The organism is Steroidobacter cummioxidans (assembly GCF_003104955.1).
This window is the reverse complement of record NZ_LSRW01000078.1, coordinates 52,375-68,602: the sequence shown is the minus strand read 5'-3', so window position 1 is coordinate 68,602 and position 16,228 is coordinate 52,375. Positions and strand designations below refer to the sequence as shown.

Genomic DNA, 16,228 nt, shown 5'->3' with positions numbered 1-16,228 from the left:
AGTATCCCTTCGGCGAAGCAAGCGCGCCTGCTCGTGGCTCGACGCTCGCTGCTCGCCGGGTGGGTGGCCTCATTCGCCGCGATTGTTTGTCCCGTCACCGCACTTGCAGCCGCCCCTGTCGCGGCATCGTCGAATGTAACATCGGTTGTCCAGCTGGTAGATGCGGGCAAGTTCGCCGACGCCCACAAGGTCATCGACGATGCGCTCCGCTCCTCCTCTCTTTCTGCCGAGCAACGCAGCGCCTATGAGTTCCAACGCGAACGCATGCGACGCATCCTGCTCGATTTCGCACTGACGCCTGCCGATGCCCAGGCGCGTGTGCGCAAACAGATCCCGGATCTCACGGACGCCGAGTTCGCCAGATGGGACAACGCGGGCCTGCTCGAAGCGCGCGTGATCGATGGCCAGAAGAAGTACTTCAACCGGGCGCCCTCCAATCTGTTTCGACTGAGCGCGGAAGCTCGCGATCGTAGAGCGAATCCCGCGCCATTCAATGACAGCCCGCTCGAGCGGCCGCACGCTCATCACAAAGAGGTGCTCGAACAGGCCAAAGCGACTGGCCACAGTGCCGTCGCGCCCCGCCGCGTACGCATCACTCAGTCCCTCACGGTCGATGCGGATGCGGTCCCCGCCGGCGAAACGGTTCGGGCATGGATTCCCTATCCACGACAGCTTCGAGGCCAGCAGGAAAACATTCGATTCGTCAGCAGCTCGCCGGACAAGCATCAGCTCGCGCCGGAGTCCGCCCTGCAGCGTACTGTGTATTTCGAGCAAACTGCCGTCGCTGCGAAGCCCACGACCTTCTCCGTCACTTACGAGCTGACCATCTTCGGTCAGCACAAACAGATCGATCCCGAAAAGGTAGTGCCTACCGCGCCTGCGGCCGCGTTGGTTCCCTACCTGGGTGAACGCCCGCCTCACATCGTGTTCACCGACGAGATGCGCAAGTTCTCTCGCGCAGTGGTTGGCGATGAAAAGAATCCGTATCGAATCGCACAGCTGCTATTCGCCGCTGTCGATCGCATTCCCTGGGCCGGCGCGCTCGAGTATTCGACGATCACCAACATCAGCGACTACGCGCTGCGCGCAGGCCACGCCGATTGCGGCCAACAGACATTGCTGCTCATGACCCTGCTGCGCCTGAATGGCATTCCGGCTCGCTGGCAATCGGGCTGGATCTTCTCCGATGGCACCTACAACAACATGCACGACTGGGGATGGCTGTATCTGGCGCCGTATGGCTGGGTGCCGATGGATGTGACTTTCGGCCGCTTCGACTCCGGCGATGCGGCGCTCGATAACTTCTATCTTGGCTCCTTCGACGCCTACCGCGTCGTCTTCAATGACGACTACAGCCAGCCCTTCGTGCCCGCCAAACAGCATTTCCGCTCCGAAACCATCGACCTGCAACGGGGCGAGGTGGAGTGGCGCGGCGGCAATCTCTATTTCGATCGCTGGGACTACGACTTCAAGGCAACGCTGCTACAGAGCCCAGGGGCGAATTGATTTAAACGATAACACTGGCCGGGAGGGTGTATGAAGAGGAACCTATCGCTCAGGTCGGCGCTCAAGGTCGCGCTGCGAGTGGGAGTGAGCGCGGCTGCTGTGGCAGCGCTGCCGTTACAAATCTCGTACGCCGCGAGCAATGACGGCTCGCTGGTAGGCAGGATCACCGCGAGCGACCAGAGCTCGCTCGACGGGATCTCGATCACGGTGCGCAATCCCGAGACGGGATTCACACGCACCGTCAAAGCGGAGTCGGATGGCTCCTATCGCTTCCCCTTCCTGCCCGTCGGCAAGTACATCGTCGAAGGCACGCGTAATGGCGCCACGCTCGGCAAGCTTGCTGAGGTCACCGTGGGCCTCGGTACGGCAACGACCGCCGATGTGACCGTGAACATCAGCAACCTCGAGGAAGTTTTCGTCGTCGGCACGCGCGTCGTGCGCGCTGTCGATGTGAGATCGACCGAGTCCGCGACGAATCTGACCCGCGAAGACCTCGAGCGCCTGCCAGTGGATCGCGACATTCAATCCGTCGCACTGCTCGCGCCCGGCCTGTCCAAGGGCGACGCAGGCCTGTGCTCGGGTGGCAACTGCGGCGTTTCCTTCGGCGGCTCCTCGATCGCCGAGAACACGATTTATATCAACGGCCTCAATGTCACGGACTTCTATAACCGGGTCGGCTCCTCCTCGGTGCCGTATGCGTTCTACAAGGAGTTCCAGGTCAAGACCGGCGGTTACTCCGTGGAGTTCGGCCGCACCACCGGCGGTGTCATCAACGCCGTGACGCGCTCGGGCACGAACGAATTCGAGTACGGCACGGAAGTGGCCTGGAAACCGCACTCGCTCCAGAGCAGCAAGAAGGATCGTTACAATCCGGACGGCACCCAGCGCATCATCGGCTCCTACGATCAGTACGACAGCACCAGCGCCACGTTCTACGCCTCCGGCCCCATCGTCAAAGACAAGCTGTTCTTCTTTGCGTTGTATGAAGCCCGGGACTACCAGCCCGAAAACACCAACGATGCGGGCGGCACCTTGTACAAGGCCAAAGAGGACAGCGGTTTCTGGGGTGCGAAGATCGACTGGCAGATCAATGACAAGAATCTGCTCGAGCTGCTGGCGTTCTCGGATGAGAACGAAGAGGTGCGCAATGCCTACAGCTTCGACTTTGTCTCCGGCGGTCAGGGCCCGTACCAGCAGACGCGCTACACCAACAACGGCGGTTTGAACTGGTCGGCGACGTACACGGCCTATCTCACTGACAACTTCTCCGCGAAGGCGCTGTACGGAGAGAACAATCGAGAATTCTCCCGCTTCAGTCAGAACGATCTGGAATGCAACCGCGTGCGAAACCAGCGCGTCACTCCCGCCCGCGACCTGGGCTGCACGGAATCAGGCAGCGTCACCGCGCGCGACGATACTCGCGAAGCCGCACGCTTGGATTTCGAGTGGGTGCTTGGCGCGCATCAGCTGCGCTTCGGCCTGGATCACGAGACAAACACCTCGCAGTACGAGCAGTACTACCCTGGACCGGATCGGTTGCTGTACGAGATCTACAGGACAAACGCCCCCACCACCATTGAAGGCGTCGCCCTGCCCAGCGGCACCGAGTACGTCCGTACCCGTCAGAACGAAGTGGACGGCGAGTTCGAGACCCTCAACTCGGCGTATTACCTCGAAGACAACTGGCAGGTCACGCCCAGCCTGTTGCTGAACGCCGGCCTGCGGGTCGAGGCGTTCGACAACAAGAACTCCGACGGCGACTCCTATATCAAGATGGACAACATGGTCGCGCCTCGCTTCGGCTTCTCGTGGGACGTGAAAGGCGATAGCCGCAGCAAGCTCTTCGGCAACGCAGGACGTTACTTCCTGCCGGTGGCGAACGTCATCAACATCAAACAGGCTGGCGGCTTCCTCGATCGCCGCGTCTACTATTACTTCGGCGGCCTGGAGAGCTTCGACTACAACGGCGCGACCAAGCAGCGACCCATCCTCGGCGCGCAGTTCGCCGTCGACGACTCCCAAGGCGACGGCACGGTCGGCGATCTGCGCGGTGAAGTCGATGCCGACATGGATCCGGTGTATCAGGACGAGCTGATCCTGGGCTTCCAGTCCATGATCGACGACAAGTGGTCGTGGGGCGTGCGCGGCATCTATCGCAAGCTCAACAACGCCATCGACGATATGGAAATCACCTCCACCGGCATCATCTGCGGCGGCGAGCCGGTCGAGGCGGGTTATGTGATGGCCAATCCCGGCCGTCCGGTGACCATCTATTCCGACACCAACTGCGATGGCGAGAGCGACGGCTGGGTGACCATCGACACCAGCCGCGCCGGTTGGGCCATGTATGACGACGATGGCAACTACGTTGGCGAGGTCGGTTACTCCAAGCCGAAGCGCAACTACAAAGCCATCGAGTTCATGATCGATCGTGCATGGGACGATCAGTGGTCGTTCAATGCCGTGTACACGCTGTCCTATTCCAAGGGCAATGCCGAGGGCCCGATCAACTCGGATACCGACTTCGGCGACACGGGGCGCACCGAGGCTTTCGACAATCCCTGGGTGAACTATGGCTCCTACGGCTATCTGCCCAACGACCATCGCCATCAGCTCAAGGTGCGAGGCTCCTATGCGCTGGGCGAGCATTGGGAGGTAGGCGGCACACTCACGGCGCAATCGGGACGCCCCATCAATGCCACCGGCGAATGCAATCCGTATGACGACACCTGCTTCTTCAGCTTCTATGTCTTCAACGACGACACCGGTCAGTTCGAGCAGCGCCCGCGCGGCTCGGCCGGCAGGACGCCGTGGATCTTCGATCTCGGCGCGAATGTGACCTACCGGCACGCATTCTCGGCGGCGAACCTCAAAGTCACCCTCGCAGTGTACAACCTGCTGAATCAGCAGCGTGTCATGGAAGTCGATGAGGAGCTGGGATCGACGGGCGTGGATCGCAATCAGTTCTACGGCTTCGGCACCGGCTATCAGGCCCCGCGCTATGCCTTCCTGACCTTGAAGCTCGACTTCTGAGCCGTCGCAGCGGCATGCTTTGCCATGGTTGGCGGCCCGCACTCGAAGCGGGCCGCCTTTTGTATTGCTTAGAAACCCCAGCGCCATCGCCATGCCCCGCCTGCTTGCTGTGCTGTTTGTCGCCTCGCTCACGTCACTAGGCGCATGCTCATCTCGCCCAACGACGCAGACACCCGTGGCCGCGCAGAGCCAGCCTGCATCGCTCGATCGCATCTTCGACGACGTGATGACCCGCTATCACTTGCCCGGCATGGCCATGGGCGTCATCGTCGATGGCAACGTCGTCTACACCCGCACTGCTGGCGAGCTCGTGGCTGGAGCCCATCAAACCATCGACAACGACACGCTGTTCAAGATCGCCTCCAACAGCAAAGCGATGACCACTGCCTTGCTCGCCCGCCTGGTCGACGCCGGCAAACTGCGCTGGGAGGATCCGGTCACTCGCCATCTGCCCGATTTCAAAATGTACGACCCCTGGGTCACGCAGCAGATCCAGGTGCGCGATCTGCTGATTCACAACACCGGGCTGCGCGAGGGCGCCGGCGACTTGATGCTCTGGCCAGAGCCGAACAACTTCACACGCGCGGACATCCTCGCCGGCCTCGCTCACCTCAAGCCGCAGCAGAGCTTTCGCTCGCAATACGCTTACGACAATCTGATGTACGTCGTCGCCGGAGAAGTTGCCGCAGCCGCCGGTGGCGCGAGTTACGAAGAACTGATGCGTCGTGAGATCTTCGAACCGCTCGGCATGACACGCTGTCAGCTCGGCCCATGGGAGCGCGACGCAATCGGCAACGTCGCTCAGCCTCACATGCGACAAGGCGACGGCAATGTGCCGATTCGAGCGGACGGCACGCGCATTCCCGTCGATACCGCCGCGGCCGCCGGCGGTATTCGCTGCAGCCTGAACGACATGCTCACCTGGATGCGCCTGTGGCTCGGCGATGAGTTGAAGACCACGACAGGCGCGACGTGGCTCTCTTTAAGTCAGCGCAAAATTCTGTGGAGCGCACATACCCCGATGACGCTTTCGCAAAGACAGCGCGCCTGGGACGGCAGCCACATCAATGCCTATGGCTATGGGTGGCGCTTGTCCGACGTCGATGGCGCATGGAGAGTGGCTCACACCGGCACGCTCGCAGGCATGTATTCCGCCGTGAACTTGTTTCCGGACAAAAAGGCCGGCTTCGTGTTCATGATCAATGGTGACGGCTCGAAAGCGCGCACGGTGCTGAACACCGCGCTGGCCAAGCTGATCGTCGCGCCAGACAAGCTCAATTCCATCGAGTGGTATGCCGGCGAACTGGAGCGCGACGCTGCGACCACGAGCACCAAACTACCCGACACGTCGTCGCGAATTCCCGCGCCGCTGGACAGCATGCGCCCCTGGCTGGGCATCTATCGCGATCCCTGGTTCGGCGATGTTTCGATTTGCAGTCAGGGTGGCGCGATCGTCTTCGCGTCGGCCAAATCGCCGCAGCTCACCGGCAAGCTGATGCGGGTCGAGCGCAGCGGCCTGCTGGTCGATTGGGATCAGGACGACATCGACACCGAGGCGTGGCTGGACTTTGCCGCCAGCCACGCACACCAGCGCCCGCAGGTGACCACGCTGACCCTGCGCAAAGTGGATCCGAATGCGGATTTCAGCTATGACTTCGAAGATCTGGCGTTCACGCGCGTCGCCGACTGTCCGGAGCTCGACATGCAAACTCAAATCGATCAATTGATGAGCCGCTATGACGGCCCGGGCCCCGGCGCCTCGCTCTTGATCGTGCGCGATGGCAACCCTGTCGTGCGTCGTGGTTACGGCTTCTCCAATCTCGAACAACGCACGGCCGCCGCGCCTGATACCAATTACCGCCTCGCCTCGGTAAGCAAGCAGTTCACCGCTGCAGCCATCCTACTGCTCGCCGAAGAGCGCAAGCTCCACCTCGACGACTCTTTACGCAAATGGTTTCCGAGCCTGCCCGACGTCGCCGCGTCCATGACGATTCGCCAGGTCCTGTCCCACAGATCCGGGCTCATCGATTACGAAGATGTGATACCGCCGGAGCTGACGCGGCAATTGCGTGATGCGGACGTACTCGCGATTCTCCAGACCCAGAACCGCACTTACTTCCCGCCTGGCACGGGCTATCGATACAGCAACAGCGGTTATGCACTGCTGGCACTGATTGTCGGCAAAGCGTCGGGCAAGGACTTCGCGACCTTCCTCGAGCAACGCATCTTCGCACCGCTCGGCATGACCAACACGGTTGCGTACGAGGACGGCATCTCGACCGTGAAGCGGCGCGCCTTTGGCTACAGCGAGGAGCAAAGGAGCTGGACCCGAACCGATCAGAGCCAGACCAGCGCCGTGCTGGGCGATGGTGGCATCTATTCCTCGATCGACGATCTCGCCAAGTGGGACGCGGCGCTGTACGACGATCGACTGCTGAACGCCACCTCCCGTGCGCTCGCTTTCACGCCAATCAGCGATACGGATGATCCCACCGTTCGTTATGGCATGGGCTGGCGCATCACCCAAGAGGCGATCGGCGGCAGAACGCTGTGGCACTCGGGCGAGACCGTGGGCTTTCGCAACGTGATCATTCGCTATCCGGAGCAGCGCTTCACCATCGTGCTACTGACCAATCGCAACGAGCCGGAGCCGTATCAGACGGCTCGCGCCATCGCCAACCTGGTATTGAAGTGACAGCAAGATGACAGCGTGAGCGCGGCAAGCTTTCACGCAGCTGTCATGCACACGAATTAGTTTGCATGCCAGTCACGCCACCGCTCAGGCCTGCCTTGCTGCCCATCACTCTCGTCGTCATCGCCAAGAACGAAGCCCGCATGATCGGGCGCTGCCTGGACAGCGTACCGTTCGCGGCCGACAAGGTCGTCGTCGATTCAGGTAGCACCGATGGCACGCCTGAGATCGCTGCCGCGCATGGCGCGCGAGTCGTGCACCAGGATTGGCTCGGCTTCGGCCCACAACGCAATTTCGCGACCGGCGTGGCGAAACATGAATGGATTCTGGTGCTCGACGGCGACGAGCAACTCTCGCCGGCGCTGGCCGCCGAGCTCGAACAACGCCTGCCCTCGATCATGGCCTCTGCATGCGCCGGCGCATATTTCCGACGCGCGACCCGATTCATGGGTCGCGCCATGCGCTGGTATCGGCCCATGAGTCGAGAGCGCATTGCCCGGCTCTATCATCGCGAGCGCGCTCGCTGGACCGACGCGAGAGTGCACGAGTCGTTGCGATTCGATGGCCCTGTCACCTCCTTTCGCGAACGATTGCTCCACGATCACAACCCGACCTTGGTGCATCGTCACATCAAGATGCTTCGTTATACGGAGCTGCGTGCCCAGGACTGGCGCGATCGGGGCCGCCAGGTGCGGATGTGGCTGTGTCCGCTGGTCTTCGTGACCACATTTCTAAAAGATTACTTATTGCGATTGGCGATTCTGGACGGCTGGCGAGGTTACATCGTGGCGCAGACCGCCGCGTCATATGCCGTTTACAAACGGCTGCGCTATTACGAGCTCGATGCGGATCCCAGCTCCTTCACGCTTGCCGCCGAGCTGCTGAGAAAACACGGCCTGGAGCCGTAGCCACCCGAACTGTCATCGAACCTCAATCCAGTCTTCTCACAAACGTCCCCTGGCCGTCATTTCGCGTCGGCACCCTTCAGCCCACAATGCGAAGGAGCTCGACGTTGCGAATTGCTGTCATCCTGAGTACCTACAACGCGCCGGACAGGCTGGCCCCAACGCTCACCGGCTACGCGGCCCAACGCGGCGCCGAGTTCGAGATCATCGTCGCCGATGACGGTTCGAGCGCCGCCACCAGAGAGGTCGTCGAACAAGCGGCACACGCCTATGGACTCAACATTCGACGCGTGTGGCAGCCAGACGCTGGCTTTCGCAAATGTCGCATTCTGAATCAGGCCGCGCTCGCGACCGCTGCGGACTATCTGATCTTTTCGGACGGCGATTGTGTACCTCGCGCCGACTTCGTCGCGACTCACGCATTGCTCGCACGCCCTGGCCGCTTCCTGTCCGGCGGCTATTTCAAGCTGACTGACCAAACCAGCAAGCAACTCACGCCGGAAGTCATCTTCAATGGCCACGCAACCAGCCCGCAGTGGCTGCTCGCGAACGGCACGCCCCGTTCAGCCAAATTGGGCAAACTGCGCGCCCGCGGTTGGCACGCCAAGCTCATGAATGCCATGACGCCGACTCGCCCGACCTGGAACGGGCACAACTCCTCGTGCTGGCGTACCGATCTGCTCAAGGTGAATGGCCACGACGAGCGCATGGCGTACTGGGCGCAGGATCGTGAGTTTGGCGAACGCCTGACCAATGCGGGTATCAAGGGGGTGCAGATTCGTTACTCGGCGATCTGCGTGCACATCAACCACGACCGGCCGTACAAGACCGAACGCAGCCGCGAACGTAACAAGCAGATTCGCGCCGAGACCAAAGGGAATCGCGCCACCTGGACTGAGTACGGCATCCTCAACACACCGCAGCCACCCAGCCACTTCATCACCAATATCGCGGACGACGTCGTCGTCGAAACGTTCGGGCAGTCGCAGTACCGCCGAACCGCGGCTTGATGCCCTATCATCGAGGCATGCGACTGCTTCGCGCCACCGACTATCGCCGCATGCCGTGGAAAAACGGTGGCGGCGAAACTCGAGAAATCCTGGCATCCCCTGCCGGCGCGACCTTGGACGCGCTCGACTGGCGAATCAGCCTGGCGACCATTGCGAGCGATGCACCGTTCTCCACGTTCAATGGAATCGAGCGGACGTTGTGTGTGATTCACGGCGCAGGCATTCGCCTGCAGCTTGCGGATGGCGCGCCCGAGCTGTTGCTCGATACCTCTGCGCCCTACACGTTCGCGGGCGAAGCCGCCGCGAGCGCGACGCTGGTGGCCGGCAGTACCGTCGATCTCAATGTGATGACTCGCCGAGGCCGCTTTCAGCATGCAGTGAAACGCCTCTCGATCGAGGCTCGGCAACACCTGCACGCGACTGCGACCACCACCCTCGTGTTCTGCCAGCGTGGCGACCTGCAATGCGAGGTGGACGGAGCAACCGCCCAGTTGGGATCTGAGGACTGCGTCGTTTTTGAGGGCGAGACGTCGCCGATCGAGCTGAGCGCAACTCAGCCCACGACAATCATTCTCATCGAGTTATTCGAGGAGCTCGCGACTGCGAGCTCCTGCTGGATTTAACCGACTGACTTACTGGCCCTGCCAGCTCGCTCGTACAGGTTCTTTGTACCTGTCCGAGAGAGATGGCGTCCCCACGGGGATTCGAACCCCGGTTACTACCGTGAAAGGGTAATGTCCTAGGCCTCTAGACGATGGGGACGTTGGTAAGACGTCGGAAACTTGGTGGAGCTAGCCGGGATCGAACCGGCGACCTCTTGCATGCCATGCAAGCGCTCTCCCAGCTGAGCTATAGCCCCACGCGAGAGGCGCGCAATGTAGGGAAGCGGCACCGGACTGTCAAGGAGCGTTCACGAAATTTTATTGATCGCCGGTATTTGCGAGGGTTTTATCGACCCGCTCACCCCTGCCCGCGCGCGTACGCCAGCGCCCGCTCCAGCCGCGCGAGCGTGACTTCGCGGCCCAGCACTTCAAGCGTGGCATCGATCGGCGGCGACACGGTGCCGCCCGACACCGCCACACGAATCGGCTGTGCGACTTTGCCCATGCCGAGGCTCAGCTCGGTGGCGGTCTGGTTGACCGCATCGTGCAATGCCGGGGCCACCCACTCGGACAACGCCGACAGCTTCGCCAGCACCGCGCTCAGCGGAGCAACGGCTTCGGCCGTGAGGTTCTTCTTCGCGGCCTTCTCGTCGTAGCTGGTCACGTCCTCGAAGAAGAAGCGGCTGTTCTGCGCCATTTCTTTCAGCGTCTTGGCCCGCTCCTGCTGAGACTTGGCAACGGCAGCCAGCTTGCGATCGTCGGTGACATTCACCCCGAGCGCTGCCAGCTGCGGCTTCAGATACTTCGCCAGGTGCTCCGGCGTCGAGCGCATGATGTGCTGCTGATTCAACCACAGCAGCTTGTCGGGATTGAACGCAGAGGCCGACTTGTTCACGTCCTTGATGTCGAACAACTGGGTCATCTCTTGCATTGAGAAGACTTCCTGATCGCCATGCGACCAGCCGAGGCGCACCAGGTAGTTGAGCAACGCCTCCGGCAGGAAGCCCTCCTCGCGATACTGCAGCACGCTGACGGCGCCGTGACGCTTCGACAGCTTCGCGCCGTCCTGACCAAGAATCATTGGCACGTGCGCATACATGGGAATCTTGGCACCCAGCGCCATGAGCATGTTGATCTGGCGCGGCGTGTTGTTGAGATGGTCGTCGCCACGAATCACGTGCGTGCAATTCATGTCGCTGTCGTCGACGACGACACAGAAGTTGTACGTGGGCGTGCCGTCGGAGCGCGCGATGATCAGATCGTCGAGCTCCATGTTGTCGAACACCACATTGCCATGGATCGCGTCTTCGACCACGACGCTGCCTTCGAGGGGATTCTTGAAGCGCACGACAGGCGACACGCCGGGACGCGGCTCGGTGCGATGCCGGCAGGTACCGTCGTAGCGCGGCTTCTGCTTGGCCGCGATTTGACGGTTGCGCATCTCTTCCAGCTCTTCCTTCGAGCAGTAGCAGTGATACGCCTTGCCGGCTGCGAGGAACTGGTCGATGACCTCGCGATATCGATCCATGCGACGGGTCTGATAGAACGGGCCTTCATCGGCATTCAGACCGAGCCACTGCATGCCATCCAGAATGACTTGCGTGGCCTCATCGGTGGACCGTTCCCGATCGGTGTCTTCGATGCGCAGGATGAACGTGCCGTCGTGGCGGCGCGCATACAACCAGGAAAACAGCGCGGTTCGCACGCCGCCGATATGCAGCATGCCGGTGGGGCTGGGAGCAAAACGAGTTCGGATGGCCATGGCGCCCTTGACGTTCAAGGGCCGGGATTCCATCCGAATCGTTGGGAGTGGTGGGCGGTACAGGGATTGAACCTGTGACCCCTGCCGTGTGAAAGCAGTGCTCTACCGCTGAGCTAACCGCCCGATGCCGGCCCGACGAACCGTCTTGTGGTTTGAAGGGGCGCGTAGTTTAGGGATGACGATGGGCGCGGTCAAATCAAGTCGCACAGATCAGGCCACATGCACCGGCGGCGGCCGGTTCAGCATCACCCAGTACAGCCCCAGGCTGCTGACCGCTTCGACGAAGGCGCCGAATTCGACCGGCTTGCGGACATAGCTGTTCGCGCCCAGGTTGTAGCTGGCGATCACGTCGGCGTCCTGGCTGGAGGACGTGAGCACCACTACCGGCAGATTGCGGGTCCGCTCGTCGGCACGCAGTCGTTTCAGCACACCGAGCCCGTCGAGCTTGGGCAGCTTCAGATCGAGCAGGATCACCGTGGGCGCATTCATCACATCGCGACTGGCGTACTGGCCGGTGGCGAACAGGTACTCGATTGCCTCCACCCCGTCGCGGACCACGACGATCTCGTGCGCCAGATTGTTCTTGCGCAGGCTGAGCAGCGTCAGTTCCTCGTCGTCCGGGTTGTCCTCGACCAGCAGGATGTAGCGCTCGCTCATTGCGGCCCCTCGGCAATGCTGAAGTAAATCGTCGCCCCTCGATCGACCGCCGCATCGGCCCAGATGCGCCCGCCATGCCGCTGCACGATACGCTGGACTGTCGCCAGGCCCACGCCCGTGCCGGGAAACTCCCCGGCCGCATGTAAACGTTGGAACACCCCGAACAGGTTCGCTGCATATCGCGGATCGAACCCGACGCCATTGTCCTGCACGAAGAACGTCCTCTCGTTTTCGTCACCCGCCGCGGCCACCGCGCCGAAGCGGATCTCCGCGACGGGCCGGCTGGCCGTGAACTTCCAGGCGTTGTCCAGCAAATTCTCCAGCACGATCGCGAGCAGCCCGGGATCCCCCGCCACGCTCAGCTGCGGCTCGATGACGAGCGCGGCTGCCCGCTCCGGGGAAGCTTCGCGAAGCCGCGTCAGGGTCGCGCGCGCATACTCCGACAGGTCCACCTGCCGCCGCCTGATTTCCACCCGCGTGACCCGGCCCAGCTCCAGCAAGTCATCGATCAAGTTCGACATTCTTTGCGTACCAGCCAGTACGCGATCGATGCAGCGGCGGCCGTCCGCATCGATCGTCTCGTAATGCCGGTCGCGCAGCAAGCCGGTAAACCCCGCTATGGCACGCAACGGTCCCCGCAGATCATGAGACACGGAATAGCTGAAAGCTTCCAGTTCCCTATTGGACTCCTGTAGCTCCTGTGTCCGTTTTCTCACACGTTCCTCGAGTTCGGCGTACAGGCGCGCATTCTCCAAGCCGACCGCGGCCAGATCGGCCAGTTGACCCAGCACCCGCTCGTCGTTGGGAGCGAACTCCCCGCTCTGCTTGTCTGCCACGCACAGCACACCAATGCGTCGACCGGAGGCCGCCGCCAGCGACACCGTGATGCAACCACACGCCTGCCATTGCGTGCCCAGCGCCATGTCCCGCGCCGCTGTGGACCGGTCAATCCGGGTCACATGCGCAGCCGCGCCGCCCGCTCGCTGGCCCTCGCCTTCCAGCAGCCACGAACCCGGCACGACCGACGAATATTTTTCCGAATGCGATGTCTTGCAGCACTCGACCGTTGGCTCATCCGCACCTTGCAAGACACTGACGGCAACATGGGCTCCGACCAGATCGCGCGCAATTTCTGTAATGATCTGCAACAGCTCATCCACCGTGAGCACCGAGTTCACTTTGCGGGCCGCGTCCGCCAGCGCGGACATCTGGTTGAGATAACGCTGCCGCTCCAGATCTGCCTGATTGCGCTCGGTCACGTCCTGCATGGTGCCAATGATATGAGTTGCGCGGCCGGACTCGTCCCGAATCACGCAGCGCTCGGCATGCACGTGGCGGACCGATCCATCCGGATGACGCACGCGGAATTGCAGTCCGCCTGATGTATCACCCCGATTCGCCTCACCGTACGCAGCGATCAACGCCGGCCGGTCTGCTTCGAGCACGACACCGAGAAATACATCCAGGCCAATGGTGCGTTCCCCAGGAATGCCCAGGATCGCATTGGCCTCGCCATAGACATTGAGCTTGTCGCTCGACAAATCGCGCTCCCAATAACCCAGCCGCGCGATGCTCTGCGCCAGTTCCACGCGGGTGAGGCTTTCTTTCAACTGGGTTTGCGCATGCGCATGCGCGATCGCCAGCGCCACCAGACTCACCGCTGCCTGCACCAGCACCAGCTCGCGATCGGACGGCTGGTATGGATGTGGGTAATAGACAGCTATGACAGCAATCAAACGTCCGCGCGCCCCGAACACCGGCGTGAACCAGCAAGCCCGCAAGCCATGCTCCGCACCGAGCGCGGCCAGCTCCTGCCACTCCGGATCGTTGGTCATATCGGCACACGTCGCCGTCTGCCCGCTGCGTAACGCGTTGGCGCATGCACCGTGCGGCATGCCGAGCAATGTATCCTGGACGACAGACAGGAATCGCGATGGCAGGCTCGGGCTGAAGGCGGAGCGCACGCATGCTCCCGCCGCGTCGAGCACCGTCACGGCACATTTGGCGTCGGCATCGAAGACTTCCATGATGCTGCAGATCCGACGCAGCACATCACCGAGCGGTGCGCCCGCGACGATCAGCTGCAGCACTTCACGTTGCGACTCGCGCAGTCGCTCGGCTCGCTTGCGATTTGTGATATCTCTCGCGACGGAATACGTCGCGCCCGCACCATCGGGGCCGGCAATCCATGTCGACGTCCAGCTCAGCTCGACCGACGTGCCGTCCTTGCGAACACAGCGATTCTCGAACTCGACGACCTGCGCACCTTGCAGCACCGATTCGTGCGTGAGCAACGTGGACTGCAGATCGTTGGGATGAACCAGATCGAGCAAGGTGCGCCCGATCAGCTCTTCAGGCGGATAACCCAGGATGCGCGCGGACGACGCACTCACGCGCACAAAGCGCGTCTGCGCGTCGGTCATGCACATCAGATCCTGAGACAGATCGAAGACGCGCTGCAGATCGAGCAGCTGTGCGTTCGTTGCCGAATCGTCGCGCGTAAGGTGCGTTGCCACCGCCGATACTCCCTGGCGCGGCCTGTGCCGTTGTTGGTGCTGTCGCGCGCCCGTGAATGGGACGAGCCTACACCTGCCGTGCGCGCCTGCAGAATGTTCGAAGTCGCACTTCCCGAGCGGCCGTGCGACTTCGAGCCCCTATCGATGCGGGCGCCAGGGTGCGATCAGTGCGCTTCCTCGCCGCCGATCATCTGCAGCAACTCTGCGGTGCGAGCCTTCATCAGCGCCTCGTTGCCGCGGCTTTCGACGTTCAAGCGGATCAACGGCTCGGTATTCGACGAGCGCAGGTTGAAACGCCAGTCGTCGAACTCGATCGACAGACCGTCGGTGAAGTCGATGGCCCTGGAACCGGGCTGATAGTGCTGCTGCACGCGGGCGATGGTGGCCTTGGCGTCGGCCACTTTGCGATTGATCTCGCCGCTGGCGGGAAACTTCGCGATGCGCTCGCCCACGAGTTGGGACAGTGATTTGCCGGTGTCCGACAGGATCTGCGCCACCAGCAGCCACGGAATCTGCCCGGTGTCGCAATAGCCGAAGCGACGGAAGTAATGATGCGCGCTCATCTCGCCGCCGTAGATCGCGTCGGCCTGGCGCATCACGTCCTTCATGAAAGCGTGTCCCGACTTGGACATCACGGCCTTGCCGCCGAGCGAGGCGACCATGTCGGTCGTCGCCCAGGTCAAGCGCGGATCGTGCACGATGCGCGCGCCCTGCTCCTGCGTCAGGAACACCGACGCCAACAGGCCGACGATGTAATAGCCCTCGATGAAACTGCCGTGCTCATCGAACAGGAAACAACGATCGTAGTCGCCGTCCCAGGCCACGCCGCAGTCGGCCTTGTGCTGTTTGATCGCTTCGATGGTCGCGACGCGATTCTGCTCCAGCATCGGGTTGGGCACGCCGTTCGGGAAGCTGCCGTCGGGCGCGTGATTGATCTTGATGAACTCGAACGGCAGATGCGGTTCGAGCTGATCGACGATCAGGCCGGCGCCGCCATTGCCGGCATTCACCACGATCTTCAGTGGCTTGAGCTTGGCGTGATCCAGATACGACAGCAGGTGATCGATATATTTCCTGCTGATATCGAGCGTGTGGTGCGCGCCCTGCTGCACCGGCGCTGTGTAGCTATTGGCCTCGGCGATGCGCTGGATGTCTTTCAATCCCGTGTCGCCGCTGATCGGCCGCGACTGTTCGCGCACGAACTTCATGCCGTTGTAGTCCGGCGGATTGTGACTTGCAGTCACCATGATGCCGCCATCCATGCCTTCACTGAAGGTCGCGAAGTACACGACCTCCGTGCCGCACAGACCGATGTCATAAACATCCACGCCCGAATCGAGCAGACCCTGAGTCAGCGCCGCGCACAGCTCCTCGCTGGACTTACGAATGTCCCGGCCCACGATCACGCGCTTGGGCTTCAAGAATTCCGCATACGCTCGCCCGATGCGATAGGCCACCTCGGGATTGAGCTCGGTCGGGATCCGGCCACGATAGTCATAGGCCTTGAAGCCGACGATGGCGGAAGACGGGTTGGACATGCGCTGC

General features: G+C 62.0%; 10 protein-coding genes, 3 tRNA genes and 1 pseudogene. 7 read left to right on the top strand and 7 right to left on the bottom strand.

Annotated features, from left to right (window positions below):
• Positions 1-33: 33 nt before the first annotated feature.
• The 7 genes and pseudogenes from D0550_RS28400 to D0550_RS28370 all read left to right on the top strand — a co-directional run bounded on the left by D0550_RS28400 (position 34) and on the right by D0550_RS28370 (position 9,769).
• Positions 34-1,506: a transglutaminase-like domain-containing protein gene (locus tag D0550_RS28400; protein ID WP_206606596.1), complete on the top strand. Its 1,473-nt coding sequence runs from the start codon at positions 34-36 to the stop codon at positions 1,504-1,506.
• A 30-nt stretch (positions 1,507-1,536) separates the two neighbouring features.
• Entirely contained in the window at positions 1,537-4,539 is a 3,003-nt protein-coding gene (locus D0550_RS28395; protein ID WP_116812570.1) for a TonB-dependent receptor, read from the top strand.
• 91 nt (positions 4,540-4,630) lie between these two features.
• Positions 4,631-5,776 (top strand): annotated as a pseudogene (locus tag D0550_RS37250) (serine hydrolase domain-containing protein); the annotation flags it as partial.
• A 426-nt stretch (positions 5,777-6,202) separates the two neighbouring features.
• On the top strand, positions 6,203-7,234 hold the full coding sequence (locus D0550_RS37245; RefSeq protein WP_479687849.1) for a serine hydrolase domain-containing protein: 1,032 nt from the start codon (positions 6,203-6,205) through the stop codon (positions 7,232-7,234).
• Positions 7,235-7,299: 65 nt separating this feature from the next.
• The gene (locus D0550_RS28380; RefSeq protein WP_116812569.1) at positions 7,300-8,139 is read left to right on the top strand and encodes a glycosyltransferase family 2 protein; all 840 of its coding nucleotides are present in this window, start codon (positions 7,300-7,302) and stop codon (positions 8,137-8,139) included.
• Positions 8,140-8,243: 104 nt separating this feature from the next.
• A complete protein-coding gene (locus D0550_RS28375) occupies positions 8,244-9,146 on the top strand; it encodes a glycosyltransferase family 2 protein (RefSeq protein WP_116812587.1) in 903 nt (300 codons plus the stop codon).
• Positions 9,147-9,163: 17 nt separating this feature from the next.
• A complete protein-coding gene (locus D0550_RS28370) occupies positions 9,164-9,769 on the top strand; it encodes a HutD/Ves family protein (protein WP_161966109.1) in 606 nt (201 codons plus the stop codon).
• A gap of 63 nt (positions 9,770-9,832) precedes the next feature.
• Here D0550_RS28370 and D0550_RS28365 read toward each other — a convergent pair.
• The 7 genes from D0550_RS28365 to D0550_RS28335 all read right to left on the bottom strand — a co-directional run bounded on the left by D0550_RS28365 (position 9,833) and on the right by D0550_RS28335 (position 16,221).
• Positions 9,833-9,908, bottom strand: a tRNA-Glu gene (locus D0550_RS28365).
• 21 nt (positions 9,909-9,929) lie between these two features.
• A tRNA-Ala gene (locus D0550_RS28360) sits at positions 9,930-10,005 on the bottom strand.
• Between the two features lie 101 nt (positions 10,006-10,106).
• A complete protein-coding gene (gene gltX / locus D0550_RS28355) occupies positions 10,107-11,510 on the bottom strand; it encodes a glutamate--tRNA ligase (RefSeq protein WP_116812586.1) in 1,404 nt (467 codons plus the stop codon).
• 48 nt (positions 11,511-11,558) lie between these two features.
• Positions 11,559-11,633, bottom strand: a tRNA-Val gene (locus D0550_RS28350).
• Between the two features lie 87 nt (positions 11,634-11,720).
• Entirely contained in the window at positions 11,721-12,167 is a 447-nt protein-coding gene (locus D0550_RS28345; protein WP_116812567.1) for a response regulator, read from the bottom strand.
• On the bottom strand, positions 12,164-14,683 hold the full coding sequence (locus D0550_RS28340) for a PAS domain S-box protein (RefSeq protein ID WP_116812566.1): 2,520 nt from the start codon (positions 14,681-14,683) through the stop codon (positions 12,164-12,166). Before D0550_RS28340 ends, D0550_RS28345 begins: the two co-directional genes overlap by 4 nt.
• A 164-nt stretch (positions 14,684-14,847) precedes the next feature.
• Positions 14,848-16,221 (bottom strand): phosphohexomutase domain-containing protein, encoded by a 1,374-nt coding sequence (locus tag D0550_RS28335; RefSeq protein ID WP_116812565.1) that lies wholly within the window; start codon positions 16,219-16,221, stop codon positions 14,848-14,850.
• Positions 16,222-16,228 lie beyond the last annotated feature (7 nt).